This window comes from Shewanella sp. UCD-KL12, from assembly GCF_001957125.1.
GTDB lineage: Bacteria > Pseudomonadota > Gammaproteobacteria > Enterobacterales > Shewanellaceae > Shewanella.
On the sequence record NZ_MPHJ01000007.1, the window covers coordinates 15347 to 34414 of the forward strand.

Here is a 19068-nt window from a genome sequence, read left to right on the forward strand (position 1 = left end):
TGAGCCGCTATGTGGAGCAATTACTCTTTGTTTGCCTGGTTAAACAGTGGAACGACGAGTGCTGGTTGCATCGCCTTAGTGCCACTATTTAGCCCGTTAAACTGGGCTGAATTTGCTGCATTAGCCTCTAGGGTATGTTCAGTAGAAGCGACCGTGTCAGGCTGAGACTTAAGCGCGGCACTTAATTGTTTTGTCATAACGCTAGCCAGCCCAGTACTCTGCATCTGACTTAAACGGCCGGCTAACTCAGCATCATGCCAATCTCGATACATACCATCATTTTGTGATGACAGTGGGCTGTCGCTGTCTGCCATCACATCTGATGCGCTACGCATCTGCTTTAACACCGTTTGCAAAAACTGCGCTTCAAACTGTTGGCTGACTAATTTAAGTGCGCCATGTTCACCGTTTGCTTTGATCAGTTCACCCGCGCTCAGGTTATTAAGGTATCCATGTGAGTTTTCTAATTTCATTAGATAACCACCAGTTCAGCTTCTAGGGCACCCGCTTCATCAAGCGCCTGTAAAATTGCCATCAGATCCATTGGGGAAGCGCCTAGGCTGTTAACCGCGCGAACAACTTCCTCTAAAGCGATGCCTTCAGGCCAAACAAACATATGACCATCACCTGTGTCTATGTCGACCTGGCTATCTGAGATAACCACTGTTTCTCCCTGTCCTTGGCCTCCCCATACTGGCGCATTAGGTTGGCTGACAAACTCTTGCTCGGTAATAGAAACCGTTAAGTTGCCATGGCTTACTGCAGCTTTTCTAACGACCACATCGCCACCCATAACCACGGTGCCTGTGCGACTGTTAAAGACAACTCGAGGTGACTTTCGACCTTGCTCTATCTGTAGCTCTTCGAGCATAGACATAAAGGTAACGCGCTCGCGATTGCTTTTAGGCGCACGTACCAACACTTTGGCACTACTGTCTGCTTGAGCGACATCAGGGCCAAAAAGTGCATTAACTTGTCGCTCAATATTGCGAGCAGTCATAAAACTTGGGGCTCTTAGGTTCAGCACTATCTGCTCATTGTCATTAAAGTCACTTTCCATCGGTGCTTCCAATAGCGCCCCATTAGGGATGGTCCCGACGGTCGGGACATTGATGGTGACTGAGGTGCCATTGCGTCCTTGTGCTGAAACGCCACCAACGACTAAGTTACCTTGAGCTACTGCGTATATCTCACCGTCGACCGCCCTTAAAGGCGTCATCAGTAAGGTACCGCCACGTAGGCTTTTGGCATCACCTAAAGATGAGACGGTAATATCGAGTGTTTGGCCTGGGCTTGCCAAAGGTGGCACGGTTGCGTGGACTGCAACTGCTGCAACGTTTTTCAGTTTAGGGTCGGTTCTGCCATCTATCTGCACGCCAAACTGTTTGAGCATGTTGACGATAGACTGACTGGTAAACCTAACTTGGGTTCTATCACCTGTGCCGTCGAGTCCGACAACTAGACCATAACCGACCAGCTGGTTATCCCTGATCCCTTGGACGTCGACGATATCCATAAGATAACGGTTCTGGCCCTTAGCTTGAACTGGGGGCTGAGCGATAACAAAAGCGAGAAAAGCACTCGCTATAAATAGACTGAACTGTCTCATTGGTTAACCTTTGCAGCAGGTGAAAATGGTAAAATAAGGCATGGCGTTAAACCTTATATAGCTCGCTGATAAAAGCTGTGTAACGGCCTGAATCATAGTGGGAACCAAGGGCTATTGAAGTAACGTGCAGCCCAGCCCATCGCATTACTATCAGCGATTGCGCCTTGGCCACCATAGATGATGCGCGCATCGGCAATCCGCTGTGAGGAGATAGTATTATCGTTACCTATATCATCGGTACGGATCAGGCCTAGTAGGCGCAGGTATTCATCACCTTGGTTGAGTCTCAACCATTTTTCGCCTCGAATAAGCAGGGCGCCATTAGGCAAGACTTTAGCCACCGTGACAGTGATTGAGCCTGAAAGCTGGTTCTGTTGCGTGCTAGAACCCGATCCTTTGAAGCCGCGAGAAGCGGCGCCACTGCCACTACCACTGAAGCTGTCACTGCCAGTAGAAGCTTGACCGCCAATTGACATGTCTTGCTCTTTATTCGCTTTAGTATCTGCGCGTTTGCTGGAGTAGGTTTTTTCATCCAGAGCAACGGTGAGGATGTCTCCCTCCCTAAAAGCACGTTTATCTTTAAACAGGGTTAGCATGTAGCCCTGTCGATATACGCTGCCATTTTTTGCTTCAGGTAGGCTGTAGTCTATCTCTGGTGGTGCCCACTCAGGTTGCCCCGGCTTGGTCTCTGGCTCGGGGAAGTGAGACACACATCCAGATAACAGTAATAGCATTCCTATCCATATGTGGCGCATCTGTTTTCCTTATCTGATAATCAAAGAGTAAAGGCTTAAAGTGCCTGATTGAGGAACTTAAGCATGTCATCTGAGGCTGAAACCACCTTGGCATTCATCTCATAGGCACGCTGGGTCGAAATCATCTCAACCATCTCCTCAACAACGTTCACGTTAGCGCCCTCTAGTGCCCCTTGACGTAGCTGACCTATGGCTTGATCGCCAGCAACGCCCTCTATGGCTGCCCCTGATGCGCCTGTTTCACGATAGAGGTTGTCACCACGGGCTTCTAGGCCTGCAGGGTTAGTAAAGTTGGCTAAGGTGATCTGCCCCAACTCTTGCGCTTCAGCTTGACCTGAGATCTGCGCGGTCACGACACCATCGGTTGCGATAGTGATGGTTTGCGCATCTTCAGGGATCTCAATATTGGGGACTAAAGGTAAGCCTTGTGATGTCACCATTAGCCCATCACTGTTACGGTAAAACTGCCCATCACGAGTGAAAGCCAGTTCACCATTTGGCTCCTCAATTTGAAAGAAGCCTTGGCCTTCGATGGCGAGATCGAGTTGTTGATTAGTGGTGAGCAGGTCGCCTGTTGTAAATACTTTTTGGGTACCCGCAACACGTGTACCAGTACCTAACTGCAGACCTGATGGCAGCTCATTGAGTTCATCGACTTGGCCACCCGGTTGACGTTGTGTCTGGTAGAACAGATCGTTAAACGCGACACGGTCACGCTTAAAGCCTGTGGTATTAACGTTTGCCAAGTTGTTGGCAATGGTAGTCATCTTTACATCTTGAGCCGTGAGGCCAGTTTTACTTACCCATAACGAGGATTGCATCTTGATTCCTTAATTCTATTAACGCTGGTGGTCCTGCGCCTAATGGTTAGGCGTTACGGATAAGCCGGTTACCGGCTTCTGCGAGTTTCTCAGCACTTTTCATCAGCTTGACCTGAATCTCAAATTGCCTGCTAAGATCCATTGAGGCGATAAGCTCGCTAACTGCTTTGACGTTGCTTGCTTCAAGAAAACCGCTATCAACACGCACTTCATTATTGATTGCTAGCGGCTCTCCATCACGGCTATAGAGCAGGCCATCAAGCCCTTTATCGACAGTGTCTAGTTCTGGGTTTACTAGCTTAAGTTGACCCACCTCTTCAATAATGCCGCCTTCAGCTGCGATAACACTGATTCTGCCATCGTCACCAACAAAGAGTTCACGATACTCAGGCAGCACGATTGGCCCATCAATGCCTGACACGGGTCGCCCATCTATGGTGAGTTGACCATTAGTGTCGGGTACGATATTGCCTGAGCGGGTATAACCTTCTCCCTGCTCAGTCATCACGGTAAATAGACCTTGCTCTTTAATCGCAAGATCTAAGGTTCTACCAGTAGGGTTCATCGCACCCGCTTGTTGACTAAAGCCACTGCTTTCGGTTTGCGCCATGACCCGTGTTTGTAGGCTATTTCCTGTCGCCGCAACGACCTTGGCATTAACCCGTTCAAGATCGGCCTTAAAGCCTGTGGTCTCAGCATTAGCTAGGTTATGGGCACGTATTGTTTGTGCTTCCATCACTCGTGCTGCCCCGCTTGCAGCGGTATAGAGCATCTTATCCATGACTCAATTCCTTAGATGGCATTAAGCAGCGACTGCTGCATGCTGGCATTGGTCTGCAGCACCTTGGCATTGGATTGATAGTTACGTTGAGCGGTCATCAGGTTAACCATCTCTGCGGTTTGATCTACGTTAGAGCCCTCAAGATAACCACCTGCAACGGAACCAAAGGTGCCTGTGCCTGGTGTGCCCACTACGGGTTGTCCAGCAGCATTAGTCGCAGTCCAGGCATTTTGGCTAACGGGAGTTAACCCATTAGGGTTGTTGAATGAGGCGAGCACCACTTGGCCTTGGATCTGCTCCTGCCCGTTAGTGTATGTGCCATAGAGCATGCCATCATCGTCGATGCGGATGCCGTTAAGCTCACCTGAGGTGTAGCCATTTTGCACTAAGCTAGAGTTGTTATAAGGAGAGGCGTACTGAGTACTGTTCTTATAACTTAGATCTATGCTCATCGCGGAAGCACCGCCTTGTGCTGCAATATCTAACTTGAGTGTTTCCCCTTGGGTGAGGTTACCTGCAGAATCAAATTCTAATGAGTGACCGCCAGCTGGGCCAACATCGTTACCATCCATTCTGTAATGAACCTTCCACTCATTGTCTGCTGTTTTGACATAATACTGAGTCATGGCGTGCTCTTTACCGAGTGAGTCATAGACAGTGACGGTGCCTGAAGAGTGGTAAGTGGAGGAATCATCAGGATCAAAAGCCGCAGTGATTGGGTCAACACTCGCATCTAAGTTAGAGACTTGGCCGACATTCGTCGTTGCCTTAGCGGGTAGGGAGCCTGATTGGATCTGCAGATCGTTAACATTACCGTTTTGTAGTTGGCCATTGGGGCCGACTGTATAGCCTTGTACTCGGTTACCAGCAGGGTCGGTGACATAGCCATTCGCATCTTGGTTAAACATACCTGCACGAGAGTAAAGGGTGCTGCCATCACTTGCCGATAGCATAAAGAAACCATCACCTTCGACGCCCATATCGAGCTCGCGACCGGTATAAACAAGGCTGCCACCCATAGAGAAGTTTTGGCTGGTGGACATCACGTTGACACCGCCAGCTTGGCCACCGTTATAGATGGCAGAGAACTCACTACGCCCGCCTCTGAACCCGACAGTGGATGAGTTGGCAATGTTATTACTGATGGTGTTGAGGTCTTGGGTGGTTGCTTGCAGTCCGCTTAGGGCAATATTAAATGACATGCTATGTATCCTTTAATTGATATTATTTTAATGCGTTTATGAAACTTCAGAGATATCCAGTACAGAAACCGTACCTAGGCCATTACCAAGCTCGGCCATCATCACGCCGGAGGCACTGATAAAGTGCACTTTCTCGATAGGCGCCTTGATAAAGGTATCTGCGGTCAGTGTCTCTTCCCCTGCAGACCCCTTAGCCTTGACTTGGTACTCTCCAGGTGGAAGATCTAACGCTTCTGGGTCTATGATAAAGGCCACATCACCAGGCTCTTGTGCACCTAGATTGATGGTGGCAACCACTTCACCAGTTTCATCGGTTATCTCTAGGCTGAGCTCTTCGGCGGCATTTTCTAGATAAATTTTGCCGTCTATCGCTTCAGCATCAATTTCAAACTCAGAGGCGGGCACCATGGCGCTCTTACCGATTAACTGCGCCGACTGCACAATGCCTAAGTTTTCCATCATGATCATGCTCATCGCTTGGTTGGCGCGCATCATCTCTAAACTTTCGACTTGAGAGATCTGCGCCATCTGAGTCACAAACTCATTACTATCGATAGGGTTGGTGGGATCTTGGTTTTGAATGGACGCCAACATCAAGGTCATAAAATCATTCTTGATGGTGCTGGCATTACCGCCCGCAGAGGATGTGCTCTCTGCTGAACTGGAGCTACCACCGGCTGAGGCCATGATCTCAGGTTCGCCGGCTGGGTTAGTGTCATTCTGGTTGGAAACCGCGTTTACACTCATCTATTTAGCTCCTAGCTGCAGTAAACCTTGCTGCATTGAACGGGCACGGTTCATCACTTCTACGTTGGTTTCAAAAGAGCGACTCGCTGCCATCATGTCTGCCATCTCTTCGACGGTATTAACATTGGAGTAAGCGACGTAACCTTGTTCATCTGCATAGGGATGGTCGGGTTCGTAACGCATATCGAGTGGTGCGTCTGCTTCGACGATTGCCGATACCTCAACATGGGCGCCTGAAAGCTGACCATCTTGGGTTTGGTTGTAGATCGTTGAGAACACAGGTTTCAGTGCACGAAAAGCGGTTTCTGGTGTTTCAGCTGCAGCACCTGCGTTAGCTAAGTTACTGGCTACCGTGTTGAGGCGGACGGTTTGGGCATGCATGCCTGCTCCCGCAATGTTGTAGATCTCTCCAAAAGACATATTGGTTCCTATTGGCCTTCGATTGCAGACTTCAGTCCCGCAATCTTCATATTGAGAAATGTGAGACTGGTTTGGTAGTCCATCGCATTTTGTGAGTATCTTGCCTGCTCTTTGCCTAGCTCAACGGTATTTTGATCACTAGAGGTCTGGTATGGCACTCGATAGGCGGCTTCATAACTTCTGTCATGGCCCATTCCTGAGTTGATCTGGGTCATGACGGTTTTGAAGTCGAGGTCTCTCGCCTTATAACCCGGTGTCTCAGCATTGGCGAGGTTACCCGCTAGCATCTTGCTGCGCTCGACTCGAAAATCGAGCGTTTGTGGATGTATGCCAAGTGCGGCATCGAGGTTGATAGCCATTGCGACTCCTAGTAATGTATGTTCGGTTTTAGTCTTGCTGCGGCTATAGTACAAGTTGCGTGCCAATAAATAATTGTGAGGTTTATTAATGGTTTGCCATGTTTTGTGGAAGAGGAACGGAACTGTTATTTCCCATATGTTGATCCTGTTGTCCGCTCTGCTTCCGCTATCGTTTTCCTACGCTGAGAGCAATTCGGTGAGTGAGCAGATAGAGGTTGAGTTGCAGCAACTCATTTCGGCTGAGCTTAAGCAGTGGCAGCGTCAATCTGGTGTTAAATCACTGCAACACGAGATTGAAGTGAGGGTGCCTTCAGGGGCTAAAAAATTACCGATGTGTGCTGAGCCGTTATCGATAGATGCTGCGTCTGGCCTTGCTTTTGGCAATATTCAACGACGTGTTCAATGTGCATCTTTAGGCTGGTCTATGTTTGTACGCGCTCGAGTGAAAGTGTCAGCCAGTATTCCAGTGACAAACCGAGCGATGAAGCGGGGGGAGCTTGTCAGTCGACAAGATATTGAGTGGCAAACGATCAGATTAACGTCATCCGATAGACATTTGATGACACAAATTGATGAGATTGTTGGGCGTCAGGTTATCCGCGGACTACGTCGGCATAAGCCGATACAGGTGCAACAGTTAAGTGCCCCCCAATGGGTAAATATCGGTGACAAGGTGATTATTGAAGCGAGTAGCAGCGGCTTCTATGCCAATATGCAGGGGGAAGCACTTGAATCCGGGGGAGAAGGTCAACCTATTCGAGTCCGAAACTTAAGCTCTGGCAAGGTGATCACCGCTTATCCAACCGCAAAGGGAAGAGTCGCGACCCAGTTTTAACTCTCTTAAATCCTGTCTTATTTATGAGTCATATTTTAGTCTTTTGAGTTTTGTGTCGCTTTAACAAGGTAACGGCAGAAATTCTCGGTGAAACAGATGGAAATCCAAAAGATAAATAGTGCGATTAGCACTGAAATAAGTACTAAGAAGGGGCAGACTCAAGCGCCTATTCAGCAGGAGAAAAATGACAGGGCTGAAGTGCCTTCACAGAAGGTCGTCAGTGATGATTGGCAGCTTATGTCTCGCTCTCAGCCAGAGCTTCAGCAAATTGATGAGGTTGATCAAGCTAAAGTTGATGAATTGCGTCAGTCTCTGAAAGCGGGCACGTTTAAACTCGATCTGGATGCTATATCAGAGGCGATGTTGCAGCAACACGGCTAAAGAGAGCAATATCATGAGTTCTAAAAAAGAGATTGTTCAGGTCTTAGTTCGTGGCATCCGACAAGATATTGAAAGCTATAAACAGCTTAAAAGCCTGCTAAACCGACAGCGAGATTTGATGCAGCGCCGAGATAATGATGGCTTAAAACATCATAATGAGCACCAAGCTAAGCTGTGTGATGAATTGATGATTAAGGCTAAAAAGCGCAGTGATGCATTATTGCAATTGGGTTTTTCTGGTGATGCGGCAGGCATGAAGAGCTTGATTTCAAAATTGCCAAAACAGAGCGCCCTGCAAGTGAACTTATTGTGGGAAAACCTGCTAGCTGTTGTGAGAGATAGTCAGCAAGCTAATGAAGCTAATGGCAACTTGCTAGTATCGCAACAGACAGTGATCAACAATATACTTAATCGTGAAGCTGATACCGTGACGGATTATGGGGAGACAAGGGAGCGTTAACCTCTGCCTTGATACCGTGAGGATAGGTCGTCGACCTGTTTTTGCTCCAGCCTCTCTTGTGCTTTACGTTGCTCCGATTTTCGTTGCTCATAGAGCCAGATCAGTCCTTGCTGACGTCCCAGCTGTTTTTGCCATAAACCATCCATTCTTTGTTGTTCCTGCTGTAACAGCATCTGCTGTTTACTGAGCTTCTTTTGAAGTGGCTTTAACGAGCTGAGTAAGTTGGCGTTATTCTGCAGTAGCAGTGGGCTAGTGGTGTGGCAACTAGTTTGATGATATTCATTGAGCATTTGAGTCACGGCTTCGTTTTGCTGACGGTTTGCTATGACCCTATTTTGCGCATCGGTGCGTTGTTCACCTAATTGTCTGAGCTTTTTCTCCTCCTGCTGACAGAGTATTAATAGTTGTTTCATAGGCTTCCTCTAACGAATAACTGAATCTACTAACTGTTTTAGATCTTCGAGGCTTTGGTTTAAATCAGATTTTTCATCAGTGCCTTGCTTAAGAAACTTTGCCATCTCAGGGTAGTGCTGTACGGCAAGATCCATTTGTGGATCGTGCCCAGCTTGATATCCGCCAAGTGGCAGTAGTTCTCGCACTTCGTTATAGCGACTATTAAGTTGTTTAAACTGATGACCTAAAGCGATAACGTCTGTAGTGCTTACTTGCGTCGCTAATCGGCTGACTGAGCTGGCTATATCGATAGCGGGAAAATGCCCCTGCTCGGCAAGCTTACGGCTGAGCACGATATGACCATCTAAAATGGCGCGAGCTGAGTCGGCAATAGGATCTTGTTGATCATCCCCCTCTGTGAGCACGGTATAAAAGGCTGTTAGCGTGCCTGTTGGGTGCTCGCCATTACCTGCTAGTTCAACTAGGCTTGGCAGTTGAGCAAAAGCTGATGGTGGATAACCTTTGGTTGCTGGTGGCTCACCTAAGCTGAGTGCGATTTCACGCTGTGCTTGTGCAAAACGTGTCAGTGAATCAACTAAAAGTAATACCTGCTTACCCTGATCTCGAAAGGCGGCGGCAATGTGATGACTCAGTCGCATAGCCCTTAAGCGCATCAATGGCGTTGTGTCAGCGGGAGCTGCAATGACAATGGCTCTGCGTCGGCCCTCTTCACCTAATGACTCTTCGATAAACTCTCTAACCTCACGGCCACGCTCGCCAATGAGTGCAACGACGACTACGTCGGCTTCGGTAAATCGAGTCATCATACCGAGGAGGACACTCTTACCGACACCTGAGCCTGCAAATAGCCCTAAGCGTTGCCCACGGCCTATGGGGAGTAGGGCATTAATAGCCCTGATGCCTACATCGAGTGGTTCGCGAATAGGTTGGCGCTGTAGAGGGTTGATCGTACTGCAAGAGGGCGTTATTTTTTGTGGGCTATTGAGCTTGCCTAAATTATCTAACGGCTGTCCTGCACCGTCTAGCACTCTACCTAAAAGACTTGGACCTACTGGGATCTGCGATTGCTCAGCAACAGGCATCACTCTGGAACCAGGCATTAGTCCTGAAGTATGCTCAATGGGCATTAAGCATAATGTCTCTTTGTTAAAGCCCACGACTTCAGCTTCGACTAGACGTCCATTGCGGCACTCAATATTGCAACGATCCCCCATTCCTAGTTGACAGCCCACCGCTTCGAGGAGTAAGCCATTGACACGGGTTAGTCGACCATAGACTTGGGCGACTGGCACACTTGGCCAGTCAAAGATCTCTGCACTATCTAATTGATGCTTAGACATTGTTTGCTTCAAGCTTAGGAGTTTGTTCGGGCTCTGCTGCTGGAGTTGGCGAGTAAAGTTTAGCTTCAACTTGATCCATACAGGCGTTCAGTCGAGTTTCAACCGAAGCATCGGCATCTGAGTTATCGCTGACTATGCGACAGCCACCAGATGAAATAGTGCTATCTTCTACTAGAATCCAATCTTGTATCTTATCGGCTGCCAGCTCTCTGAGTCTTTCAACTGCTGTAGGCTCTAGATGGATCTTTATGTCGGAGCGAGTGTCAGGCAGGGAGGCTACCGTCTCTTCGACTAACGATAAGATCTGTTGGGGCTGCAGGGTGAGCTCGCAACGGATCACTTGTTGAGCCACGCGGCGCACTAGATCTAAGATCAGTTGCTGCTGTTCGTTGATCTGGCTTAGGTGTCCATCTTCGAGTAGTGACTTTAGCGCGCCAAGAGGAGCCAGCAGGTTATTGAGTTGCTCATCGATGCCCTGTTTTCCTTTCATTTGGCCTTCGATTCGTCCCTGATTAAATCCGCTTGCGTAGCCGCTGCGTCGTCCCGCCTCTTCGCCTGATTCAAAGCCCTCTTGATGACCTTTAGCAACCCCTTCGTCATAGCCTTTATCGAAGGCTTGTTGGTAGTCCTGCCAGCCAGGTTCATTGCTATTTTCAGGCGTGTCGGCTGGAATGAGTGGGCTGAACCTGTGCCTTCTGGCAAGGTCGCCTTGTAAGCGCCATTTAGGATCAATATTGTTTTGTGTAGATTTCATTATCCGATCACCTGGTTTATGACTTGTCGCAGACTAATGTCAGCATGCTTACTGTTGGCTTTGAGCTGAAATCATTATTCAACGACTTGCTCCTCGAATAGTTGCAACTCAATGTCGCCGTCATCCATCATCTGTTTGGCGAGTTCCATAATCTCTTTGCGTGCAGCAATGGCTTGGCTAAGAGGTACTGCCCCTATGGCATCAACTTGGGTTTCTATGGCTGAAGACATACGCTTAGGCAGGGCATCGAGTAGGGTACTCTTAAGCTCTTGGTCTATCCCTTTGAGTGCCAGTGCTAGCATCTCAGGCGGAACGATTGCCATAATTTCTTGCAAGGTTTCAGGCTTTTGGCGGCCAAGAATAATAAAGTCAAACATGTTGTCGGCGACATTACTGGCGAGCTGTCTATCGTGAAGCTTGATCATATCCATCAGCTGCTCTCTATCACCCTCATATCGATTGAGAATATCTGCAACTTGGCGGATTCCTGCGACTTGAGTATGACTCTTTTCCATGGCGATAAGCATGCAGCGTTCAACGAGTTGTCTAAGCTCGTCCACCACATCTCGGTCTAGTTCACCGAGCTGAGCGATACGTACTAGCACTTCATCTTGTCCAGCTTCTGGCAAACTATGAAGTACTTGCGCGGCACTTTCTGGAGGAAGTAGGCCTAACAGTACCGCTTGAAGTTGGCTGTGCTCGTTAGTGATCTCTCTTGCGAGTAGCTGTGGTTCAACCCATTCAAGTCGCTTGACTAAGGTCTTGATCTCGTCACCATAAATGCTGTCTATCAGGCTTTTTGCTACCCGATCACCCAGTGCCATATCTAAGGTTTTCTGTAGGTATGAACGTGATGCTCTAGCGATACCGGATTGCTCTTGATAGCGCATAAAGAAGCGACCGAGAACCGCTTCAGCTTCTTGCTGAGTAATACTCGATAGGCGAGCCATTTTATGACTTAAATGCTGAACATCATTTCTATCAAGGTGAGCCATCACCTGCGCGGCACCTTTCTCTCCCATACTTAGCAGCAACATGGCTGCTTGATCGAGATTATCCATTTTTATTCCGAGTTCGCTATTATTCACAATGTCTATCCTATCGGTTTATCTATTGGCTCAGCTTTTCGCGCTTTCGATCTTTCCGCAGCATTACTTTTCATTTTCGTTGTCACCAATCCAGTGAGCGATGACTTCTGCAACGCGAGCGGGTTCTTGATTCGCTAATAAGCTTAAGTGCTCCATCTTCACTGTCAGTGGTGATTCTGGCGCCGGTAATCCTTGATTACTGATCCAGTCACTGTTGGAAGTCTCATTACTTAGCCCCATTAACTGATCGGCTAGCGCTTGTGAATCTCCCGCTTGGGCATTGTTGGCGAGTTGTTCCGTTTTAGGTGAATCAAGCTCTGCAACGGCGGCAGAATTATCCTCATTACTGTTGTATTCAGTTGTACGAGTGAGGTGTGATACCAGAGGTCTCAGTACAAATAGGATTAAACCAAAGCCGAGTAGTCCACCGATCAGATACCTCAAGTACGATTGGTAACCTTCGGTCTGCCACCATGGCATAGGCTCAAACACTGCGGCATGAACGGGGGCAAAGTCGAAGCTATTGATGCTGAATTGATCACCACGGGCGGCTGTAAAGCCAATCGCATCTTTTACCATAATGCCAAGTTGTGACACTTGCTGTTCGCTCCAGCCTGTTTCACCAGCGGCTTGATTATTGAGTAATACAGAGACAGATAAATTCTCGAGTTGCATCTGTTGGTAGCGGGTATGTCTTACTGAGCGCCCAATCTCAAACTGTCTACTCTCTTGCTGATTCAAGTTACGGCGAGCATTGTCGTCACCCTCTGCATTGGCGGTAGGGGGTTGATTACTAAGGGCACCTGGAATACCCATAGCCATACTGGAATTGGTTTCATTGGTACTTTGCTTCTCTTGAGACATCACAGTTTGAGGGTCAAGGGACTCTCGGGTCTCTTCGACCTGATTAAAATTAACTTGAGCCGCTATCTGTACCTGAAAATTCTCTTGTCCCAATACTGGGGATAGCATGCTGGAAGCTCTATTAATTAAGCTCTGCTCTAGCTCTTGGGTATATTTTAATTGTCTGTCTCTGGCTTGAGTAATGTCTTGGTTAATGGCGATGCCTGAGCTGAGGTGGTTGCCTTCTTGATCGACCACTTGTACTCGCTCTGCAGTCATGCCCGTAACGCTACCAGCGACTAGATTAGCAATTGCCTCTATCTGGTTGGGTTGGATATTACTCCCTGCATAAAGATCTAACATGACTGAAGCGGAGGGCAGTTCAGGTTGCTGACGAATAAATAGCGTCCGTTTAGGTATCGCCAAGTGAACTCTGGCTGTTCGAACCGATTTGAGCGCCATAATCGTTCTTGATAATTCGCCCTCAAGGCTGTGACGGTATTTAGCTTGCTCCATGAACTGACTAGTACCAATCGTTGAATTATCGAGAGACTCCATGCCAGATGGCACCCGTGCTTTTACGCCTCGGGCCGCAAGTAACATGCGTGCTTTACCTAGCTTATCCTCTTGGACTAAAACCAGTCCTGTATTGGCCTCTAGGCGGTACTTTATTCCTTCAGCTTCGAGTACTTCGATGATCTGAGAGGTTTCAACTTTCTCTTGGTGACCATAAAGCGGGCGGTAGCCTTGGCTTGCTGTCCAGAGTAAAAGCACGATGACACAGGCCACTACGCTGGCAAGAATCGCCAAGATTAGCACTTGCTTATCGCCCTGATTAAACTGCTTCCACTTAGCTTTCATGCTTGAAAGCGTGTCAGGTTTTTCGCCGACATCTGTGATAGCTGGGCTCGGTTGAGCAAGAGTTGTAGACATGATTTAATCCTTATTGAAAGCATGTCACCCGATGCTTTCTCAATCTTATTAACTGGTTAGTAATTTCTGTTTGGCTAATAATTTTCGATCAGACTGGCATTTTCATGACCTCATCGAAGGCTTGAACCAATCGGTTTCTTATTTGAATCATGGTAGAGAAGGAGAGACTGGCTTTTTGTGAAGCAACCATCGCGCCCACCAGATCGTCACTTTCTCCACCATCAACGGCGCGCATTAGCGCGGATGAATGATTTTGATCTGTATTCACTGCCGCGACCTTACTCTCCATTAGCTCTGTAAAAGAGGGGGAGTGCACGCCTAGATCTCTCGGGTTTTGAGGGATCTTAATAGCACCTTTGGCCATTTCAGTATGAATGCTTAAAGTGCTCATCATCGACTGAGGGCTAATTGTGGTCGAGTTCGACATTAGGTATTCCTATCTAAGATAAATGTTGATTGGGATCTTTATGCGGCTTTGCCTAATGCTTGCTCTATATCTATCCCCTCTTCTCGCATTTGAGCTAGCTTGTATCTCAAGGCTCTCGTCGTCATGCCAAGCGCTTGTGCGCTTTGGCTACGGTGACCATTGAATTTTTTTAAGGTATCTAAAATATATTGAAATTCAGCATGCTTCTTTGAGGCTTTTAATCCCTGCTCACTTTGAACTCGAGTGTCATCTGTAAGGGCTGAGTCTCCCTCGATGCCAAGCTCAGACGCTTGAAGCGCTTGCCCTCTTCTCATGACGAGTGCTCTTTGGATGGTGTTCTCAAGTTCTCGAACATTACCTGGCCAGTTATGGGAAGTTAATCTGAGCTTAGCTTGGTCACTGAAGTAGCAAGATTGCCCAGCTGCCAAGTGGTGATATCTCTGTAAAAAGTGATCTGCTAGAGGCAAAATATCGGCACGACGATCTCTAAGTGGCGATATTTTTAGGGGAAGCACATCGAGTCGATAGAAGAGGTCTTCTCTAAAGCTGCCAGACTGGACGGCTTTTCTCAGGTCTCGATTGGTTGAGGCTATGATACGAATATCCAGAGGAATAGACTTATGACCCCCAAGGCGTTCCACCTCTCTCTCTTGTAAAACCCTGAGTAGTTTAGCTTGTACCTGCACTGGCATTTCGCCAATTTCATCAAGCAATAAGGTTCCGCCATTAGCGAGCTCAAATTTTCCTGCTTGATCACTCGTCGCGCCAGTAAATGCCCCCTTGTGATGACCAAATAAGATGGACTCAAGAATGCTTTCTGGAATTGCGGCACAGTTAACTGCGATGAAGGGTTTGGCTGCGCGCGTAGAGTGGCGATGAATATAGCGAGCCAAAGGCTCCTTACCTGTACCACTTTCACCTGTTAATAAAACGCTCGCTTCCGTTGAAGCTGCTCTGTGGGCAAGCATCATAAGTTGACGGCTGATAGGCGAAACAACGACGAGTTCGGCATCGGGTTGTTCTAGACGTCTAAGTCTTTGAGCCAGTGAGCATATCTGTTCACTTTCAAGTGGAAGTAGCAAGTAATCTTGCACACCCAGCTGCATCGCCGTAGTCGCAAGCTCAGTTTGTTCTGGGGCTAAAAGCGCCACCTGATTTCTCGCAGGAAATTGAGTGAGCTTAGCTGCCACCTCGTCGTTGCTACAATCCGACAGATTAATCATGCTAAGCCAGGGGGCTGAATTGCCAGACTGCCAAGTGGAAAACCCCTGTAGAGTTAACTGAGAGAGGCAGCTGTCGGGTAAGCTTGCGTCTATCAGTCGTATATCATTCGGAGTCATGGTTAACCTCTTTAGGGGATACTGCCACACTATTTAGCGGTGACTTGATAAGGCGTACAGAGACGCGGCGGTTTGTATCTCTACCTGAGAGAGTGTTGTTGGACACTTTTGGAGAGCGAGCGCCATGGTGACGTGCTTGAATCATTTTTACTGAAATACCTAGCTCGACAAGGCGAGAAGCTATTTCATCTGCTCTGTCTTTACTGAGTACCAAATTAGCTAAACGTTCACCTGAACTATCGGCATGAGCATCAACTAATATTTGGGTAATTGATGGATCAGCCTGAACGTATCTCACTATTGCATTGAGATCGGCTTCATGATCAGCCGTTATCTCACTGGAACCAGATGGAAAGTAGAGGGCAAGACTGCGAACATAAGAAAACGGTTTAGGTAAAAGCTGATATCTACAAAGCCTGAATTTATTGGCTACTTGCTTGGTATTTACTGGGCTGCTATTAACTCGGTAGTGACTGCTATGCTTAGGCTTGATATCTGCTTGCCAAGCTAAGCCTTGCTCAAGGGCTTCTAAAAATGGGTTTATGTTTTGCTGACCTGTGGCGACGTTTCCATGCCAGAACAATTTAGCTTCTGCAAAAACATCATCGCTGTTATTTTTCCACGAAGGTGATACTACTTGAATACTTGATGTGGCACCGTCGGCATTAAGCCAGTCAGCGCTGAGCACTAAGCTCAGCTTCTCTCCTGGAAGCGCTTTTAACTTTATATTTCCAAAGCCTTCGATTTTGTGTTCTATCTGGCACGAAAATAGATTTCCTTGAAAGCTCCATTGGGCTTGCTCAAATGGTGTTTGATAGCGAGTAATATTGGCTAATGCACTATTTGATATGACCAGGCTAATCAACAGTGAAAAGATTAATATATGAGCTAGTGACTTCAATGGATTTACTTCCCTTTATTTACATAACTTAGAAGTTATTAAATCTTGAGTTTTAATATTTATATGTTTTTTGAATAGGATTAATTGGAGTTTGTTTGCGGGCTATAATTAAACATTAATGAAGGGATATGTAAAATGTTTTTTTGTGAATTTATTTATTTTGTGAGAGCTCGCCAGTTGAAAGAATAAACTTCTACTGATACCGTTTAAATATAAAATTAGTTTGTTTCTATGTTTGGTTTATTACTTTAAGATTGCTTTGTTTAAAATTTTATCAATTGATACATGTTGATACAGAGGTTTGTTCCTGCTGTATCTATATGTTTTTACTGGTTAAGTTATCTGTGTGGTATGCGTTTTAAATTTTTTCTTAAATTTAAATTAAAAAATAATTAAAGAAATATTGAATTCGGTCGCTTTATATAGATTTTGTTTTATTTAAATTAGAGTGGGCACGTTAATACACATGTGCCTATAATGGTTTATTGGTTTAATTAGGTCTTGCGGTAGAGAGTGTCATATTTATGACGATAGTCATTTTTTAAATATAGTGGTGTTAAATAAAATGTATTTGACGACTTATATATTGGTTGGGTTAATATGAAAACAACAGCAAAAGCAAAGTTACTAAAATTTAGTCAGTGTAAAAAAATAAGGCCTGTTGCTTTAATTCAGGAAAAATTGGCTAGAAGCCGTTTATTGATTCAAGTCGAGTCTTGTCAAAGAGCAGTTTTAGATTCGGTTAATAGTGTACTTAATCCAATAATTCGCCAAGGGCATCACGGATTAACAGATATTTCACTTCAAGAGGTAAGTGTACCGATTGAGCCTGATGGTCATAATGCTTGGTTTAGACTTAGCTATCATGGCGCTGTAATGGCTTGGTGGAGAATTGACCGTTGTACACTCGATCAATTAGCGAGTGGTTACTACGGCAGTTTAGCGACTCCCTTCAAATCTCCATTGCGTTCACCGAGTCAGTCTGAATTTAGACTGGCAAGAAAGTTGATGTTATCGGCGCTCAAGGTGCTGCCAATTTCTGAGCTGGATGAGGAGGCGATAGAGTTAGAGTTAGTTGCTAATAATACCCCCATTGATGCACCGATTAATTGGTCTCTAAGTTTTGCTAAAGGTCAGATGACTCCGCCGATTCAATTTTGCATGACTGAGTATCTCCTCGGACTCATGTCTGAGCAGCCTAGCTTCTATCAAGCTACTGCCGGCCTTTCTGAAAAGTTAGCTCAAAGATTAAAGCAGATCCCGCTAAAAGTATCCCTCGAGCTTGGAAGACAAACTACCCCCGTAACCTCACTTAATGGACTGAAGGCCGGAGATATTTTACCGATGAACTTACATTCACGCTGTCCGGTGACGGTAGGAAAAAGGCCACTATTTTATGCTGCGATACATACCCATGAGGGACAGATGGTCGCTAAGTTAACCCAAGATATTTTTCAGCAAGATGATGGTGATAACAGCTGAATTAGCGGTGATTAGGTTTCACAGAACAAGCTTTTTAGACAATTGAATTTTAAATTATTAAGGAATGACTAGATGTCAGAACAAACACTGCTTCAAGATGAAGATTTTTTATTAGATGACAACCTATTTGATGATGAGGCGTTTGCACAGGAGGAAGTTGTTAAGGCTAAACCCGTTAAAGACATATCATTTTTTCAGCAGCTGCCTGTTCAGGTCACGCTGGAACTTGCCAGTGCTGAGATGTCTTTAGGTGAGTTATCTCGTATGGGCGAAGGAGATGTTGTTGCACTCGATCGTATGGTTGGAGAGCCTTTAGATATTAGAGTCAATGGTGCATTGCTTGGACGGGGTGAGGTCGTTGAGGTTAACGGCCGTTATGGTGTGCGCTTGTTAGAAGTGGAAGCCATCAGTCTCACCGGAGCGAATGACTGATATGTTTCGAGTTCTGCTGCTTATTTCATTATTTTTTGTGCCAGCGGCTTTAGCCAATGATGGATTAACCCTGTTCACCCTTAATGATGGAGACCAGAGTCAGACTGTCAATATTAAGCTAGAGATTCTGGCATTAATGACCGTGCTTAGCTTTCTGCCTGCATTACTGATGATGTTAACCAGCTTTACCAGAATTATCATTGTGTTAGCTATATTACGACAAGCACTAGGCCTACAGCAGAGCCCACCGAATAAGGTGTTAGTTGGGCTTACTTTGGTGTTGACGATTTTTATTATGAGACCCGTTGGCCAAGATATCTATGACCAAGCTTACCTTCCTTATGATCAAGGGGTAATAGAACTCAATGAAGCTGTAGCTATTGGGGAGGGGCCGCTGAGAAAGTTTATGTTAGCTCAAACCCGAGAGACAGACTTGGAGCAGATGCTCAAAATTGCCGATGAGCCAGTGACCTTAACTGCCGATGAGGTGCCTTTCTTTGTACTCATGCCTGCATTTGTATTGAGTGAGCTTAAAACAGCATTTCAGATCGGTTTTTTACTCTTCCTGCCATTTTTGGTGATCGATTTAGTTGTGGCTAGTGTCTTGATGTCTATGGGTATGATGATGCTATCTCCACTGATTATCTCTTTGCCATTTAAGCTGATGGTATTCGTACTCGTCGATGGTTGGTCCATGACGGTCGGGACGCTTGTGTCTAGCTTTGGCTAGTTGGTGTACGGGCT

Annotated in this window: 23 protein-coding genes; 6 read left to right on the top strand and 17 right to left on the bottom strand. The window is 46.5% G+C overall.

The window, feature by feature from the left end; translation table 11 throughout:
• Positions 1-20: 20 nt before the first annotated feature.
• The 9 genes from BM736_RS13585 to BM736_RS13625 all read right to left on the bottom strand — a co-directional run bounded on the left by BM736_RS13585 (position 21) and on the right by BM736_RS13625 (position 6694).
• The gene (locus tag BM736_RS13585; protein ID WP_076413083.1) at positions 21-473 is read right to left on the bottom strand and encodes a rod-binding protein; all 453 of its coding nucleotides are present in this window, start codon (positions 471-473) and stop codon (positions 21-23) included.
• On the bottom strand, positions 473-1609 hold the full coding sequence (locus tag BM736_RS13590) for a flagellar basal body P-ring protein FlgI (protein ID WP_076413085.1): 1137 nt from the start codon (positions 1607-1609) through the stop codon (positions 473-475). The genes BM736_RS13585 and BM736_RS13590 overlap by 1 nt, the downstream gene beginning before the upstream one ends.
• Before the next feature lie 92 nt (positions 1610-1701).
• On the bottom strand, positions 1702-2364 hold the full coding sequence (flgH, locus tag BM736_RS13595) for a flagellar basal body L-ring protein FlgH (RefSeq protein WP_076413087.1): 663 nt from the start codon (positions 2362-2364) through the stop codon (positions 1702-1704).
• A 35-nt stretch (positions 2365-2399) separates the two neighbouring features.
• Positions 2400-3185, bottom strand: a complete 786-nt coding sequence (gene flgG / locus BM736_RS13600; protein WP_076413088.1) for a flagellar basal-body rod protein FlgG — start codon at positions 3183-3185, stop codon at positions 2400-2402.
• A 46-nt stretch (positions 3186-3231) separates the two neighbouring features.
• On the bottom strand, positions 3232-3966 hold the full coding sequence (locus BM736_RS13605) for a flagellar basal body rod protein FlgF (RefSeq protein ID WP_076413090.1): 735 nt from the start codon (positions 3964-3966) through the stop codon (positions 3232-3234).
• Between the two features lie 11 nt (positions 3967-3977).
• The gene (gene flgE / locus BM736_RS13610) at positions 3978-5168 is read right to left on the bottom strand and encodes a flagellar hook protein FlgE (RefSeq protein WP_076413092.1); all 1191 of its coding nucleotides are present in this window, start codon (positions 5166-5168) and stop codon (positions 3978-3980) included.
• A gap of 36 nt (positions 5169-5204) precedes the next feature.
• Positions 5205-5915: a flagellar hook capping FlgD N-terminal domain-containing protein gene (locus BM736_RS13615; protein WP_083700177.1), complete on the bottom strand. Its 711-nt coding sequence runs from the start codon at positions 5913-5915 to the stop codon at positions 5205-5207.
• Complete coding sequence (flgC, locus tag BM736_RS13620) at positions 5916-6335, bottom strand: flagellar basal body rod protein FlgC (protein WP_076413094.1); 420 nt, start codon at positions 6333-6335, stop codon at positions 5916-5918. It lies immediately after the preceding gene.
• An 8-nt stretch (positions 6336-6343) separates the two neighbouring features.
• Positions 6344-6694 (bottom strand): flagellar basal body rod protein FlgB, encoded by a 351-nt coding sequence (locus tag BM736_RS13625; protein WP_076413096.1) that lies wholly within the window; start codon positions 6692-6694, stop codon positions 6344-6346.
• A 196-nt stretch (positions 6695-6890) separates the two neighbouring features.
• Here BM736_RS13625 and flgA point away from each other — a divergent pair, with 196 nt between their 5' ends.
• From flgA to BM736_RS13640, 3 genes are all read left to right on the top strand, one after another.
• On the top strand, positions 6891-7529 hold the full coding sequence (gene flgA, locus BM736_RS13630) for a flagellar basal body P-ring formation chaperone FlgA (RefSeq protein ID WP_256717857.1): 639 nt from the start codon (positions 6891-6893) through the stop codon (positions 7527-7529).
• Positions 7530-7625: 96 nt separating this feature from the next.
• Positions 7626-7910, top strand: coding sequence for a flagellar biosynthesis anti-sigma factor FlgM (gene flgM, locus BM736_RS13635; protein ID WP_076413100.1), 285 nt, complete (start codon positions 7626-7628; stop codon positions 7908-7910).
• A 13-nt stretch (positions 7911-7923) separates the two neighbouring features.
• Positions 7924-8370: a flagellar protein FlgN gene (locus tag BM736_RS13640; protein ID WP_076413102.1), complete on the top strand. Its 447-nt coding sequence runs from the start codon at positions 7924-7926 to the stop codon at positions 8368-8370.
• Here the strand turns inward: BM736_RS13640 and BM736_RS13645 are convergent.
• The 8 genes from BM736_RS13645 to BM736_RS13680 form a co-directional block, all read right to left on the bottom strand.
• Complete coding sequence (locus BM736_RS13645; RefSeq protein ID WP_076413104.1) at positions 8367-8783, bottom strand: flagellar FliJ family protein; 417 nt, start codon at positions 8781-8783, stop codon at positions 8367-8369. The two genes, BM736_RS13640 and BM736_RS13645, sit on opposite strands and share 4 nt — an antisense overlap.
• A 9-nt stretch (positions 8784-8792) precedes the next feature.
• Positions 8793-10124 carry a flagellar protein export ATPase FliI gene (fliI, locus tag BM736_RS13650; protein ID WP_076413106.1) on the bottom strand — a complete coding sequence of 444 codons (1332 nt, stop codon included), beginning with the start codon at positions 10122-10124 and terminating at the stop codon, positions 8793-8795.
• Entirely contained in the window at positions 10117-10878 is a 762-nt protein-coding gene (gene fliH / locus BM736_RS13655) for a flagellar assembly protein FliH (protein WP_076413108.1), read from the bottom strand. Before fliH ends, fliI begins: the two co-directional genes overlap by 8 nt.
• Positions 10879-10952: 74 nt before the next feature.
• Complete coding sequence (locus tag BM736_RS13660) at positions 10953-11939, bottom strand: flagellar motor switch protein FliG (protein ID WP_256717878.1); 987 nt, start codon at positions 11937-11939, stop codon at positions 10953-10955.
• 90 nt (positions 11940-12029) lie between these two features.
• On the bottom strand, positions 12030-13742 hold the full coding sequence (gene fliF / locus BM736_RS13665; protein WP_076413112.1) for a flagellar basal-body MS-ring/collar protein FliF: 1713 nt from the start codon (positions 13740-13742) through the stop codon (positions 12030-12032).
• A gap of 88 nt (positions 13743-13830) precedes the next feature.
• Positions 13831-14169 (bottom strand): flagellar hook-basal body complex protein FliE, encoded by a 339-nt coding sequence (fliE, locus tag BM736_RS13670; protein ID WP_076413114.1) that lies wholly within the window; start codon positions 14167-14169, stop codon positions 13831-13833.
• 38 nt (positions 14170-14207) lie between these two features.
• Positions 14208-15509, bottom strand: a complete 1302-nt coding sequence (locus BM736_RS13675) for a sigma-54-dependent Fis family transcriptional regulator (protein ID WP_076413116.1) — start codon at positions 15507-15509, stop codon at positions 14208-14210.
• Positions 15496-16410, bottom strand: a complete 915-nt coding sequence (locus BM736_RS13680) for an OmpA family protein (protein ID WP_076413118.1) — start codon at positions 16408-16410, stop codon at positions 15496-15498. The genes BM736_RS13675 and BM736_RS13680 overlap by 14 nt, the downstream gene beginning before the upstream one ends.
• Before the next feature lie 600 nt (positions 16411-17010).
• Between BM736_RS13680 and BM736_RS13685 the strand changes: the two genes are divergently transcribed.
• From BM736_RS13685 to fliP, 3 genes are all read left to right on the top strand, one after another.
• Positions 17011-17892: a FliM/FliN family flagellar motor switch protein gene (locus BM736_RS13685; RefSeq protein WP_076413120.1), complete on the top strand. Its 882-nt coding sequence runs from the start codon at positions 17011-17013 to the stop codon at positions 17890-17892.
• Positions 17893-17964: 72 nt separating this feature from the next.
• Positions 17965-18324, top strand: a complete 360-nt coding sequence (gene fliN / locus BM736_RS13690; protein ID WP_076413121.1) for a flagellar motor switch protein FliN — start codon at positions 17965-17967, stop codon at positions 18322-18324.
• A gap of 1 nt (position 18325) precedes the next feature.
• A complete protein-coding gene (fliP, locus tag BM736_RS13695) occupies positions 18326-19054 on the top strand; it encodes a flagellar type III secretion system pore protein FliP (protein WP_076413512.1) in 729 nt (242 codons plus the stop codon).
• Positions 19055-19068 lie beyond the last annotated feature (14 nt).

Bases quoted from the DNA above. Each gene is read 5' to 3' on its own strand.
- BM736_RS13585 (WP_076413083.1), bottom strand. From the start codon at position 473: ATGAAATTAGAAAACTCACATGGATACCTTAATAACCTGAGCGCGGGT.
- BM736_RS13590 (WP_076413085.1), bottom strand. From the start codon at position 1,609: ATGAGACAGTTCAGTCTATTTATAGCGAGTGCTTTTCTCGCTTTTGTT.
- flgH (WP_076413087.1), bottom strand. From the start codon at position 2,364: ATGCGCCACATATGGATAGGAATGCTATTACTGTTATCTGGATGTGTG.
- flgG (WP_076413088.1), bottom strand. From the start codon at position 3,185: ATGCAATCCTCGTTATGGGTAAGTAAAACTGGCCTCACGGCTCAAGAT.
- BM736_RS13605 (WP_076413090.1), bottom strand. From the start codon at position 3,966: ATGGATAAGATGCTCTATACCGCTGCAAGCGGGGCAGCACGAGTGATG.
- flgE (WP_076413092.1), bottom strand. From the start codon at position 5,168: ATGTCATTTAATATTGCCCTAAGCGGACTGCAAGCAACCACCCAAGAC.
- BM736_RS13615 (WP_083700177.1), bottom strand. From the start codon at position 5,915: ATGAGTGTAAACGCGGTTTCCAACCAGAATGACACTAACCCAGCCGGC.
- flgC (WP_076413094.1), bottom strand. From the start codon at position 6,335: ATGTCTTTTGGAGAGATCTACAACATTGCGGGAGCAGGCATGCATGCC.
- BM736_RS13625 (WP_076413096.1), bottom strand. From the start codon at position 6,694: ATGGCTATCAACCTCGATGCCGCACTTGGCATACATCCACAAACGCTC.
- flgM (WP_076413100.1), top strand. From the start codon at position 7,626: ATGGAAATCCAAAAGATAAATAGTGCGATTAGCACTGAAATAAGTACT.
- BM736_RS13640 (WP_076413102.1), top strand. From the start codon at position 7,924: ATGAGTTCTAAAAAAGAGATTGTTCAGGTCTTAGTTCGTGGCATCCGA.
- BM736_RS13645 (WP_076413104.1), bottom strand. From the start codon at position 8,783: ATGAAACAACTATTAATACTCTGTCAGCAGGAGGAGAAAAAGCTCAGA.
- fliI (WP_076413106.1), bottom strand. From the start codon at position 10,124: ATGTCTAAGCATCAATTAGATAGTGCAGAGATCTTTGACTGGCCAAGT.
- fliH (WP_076413108.1), bottom strand. From the start codon at position 10,878: ATGAAATCTACACAAAACAATATTGATCCTAAATGGCGCTTACAAGGC.
- BM736_RS13660 (WP_256717878.1), bottom strand. From the start codon at position 11,939: ATGGATAATCTCGATCAAGCAGCCATGTTGCTGCTAAGTATGGGAGAG.
- fliF (WP_076413112.1), bottom strand. From the start codon at position 13,742: ATGTCTACAACTCTTGCTCAACCGAGCCCAGCTATCACAGATGTCGGC.
- fliE (WP_076413114.1), bottom strand. From the start codon at position 14,169: ATGTCGAACTCGACCACAATTAGCCCTCAGTCGATGATGAGCACTTTA.
- BM736_RS13675 (WP_076413116.1), bottom strand. From the start codon at position 15,509: ATGACTCCGAATGATATACGACTGATAGACGCAAGCTTACCCGACAGC.
- BM736_RS13685 (WP_076413120.1), top strand. From the start codon at position 17,011: ATGAAAACAACAGCAAAAGCAAAGTTACTAAAATTTAGTCAGTGTAAA.
- fliN (WP_076413121.1), top strand. From the start codon at position 17,965: ATGTCAGAACAAACACTGCTTCAAGATGAAGATTTTTTATTAGATGAC.
- fliP (WP_076413512.1), top strand. From the start codon at position 18,326: ATGTTTCGAGTTCTGCTGCTTATTTCATTATTTTTTGTGCCAGCGGCT.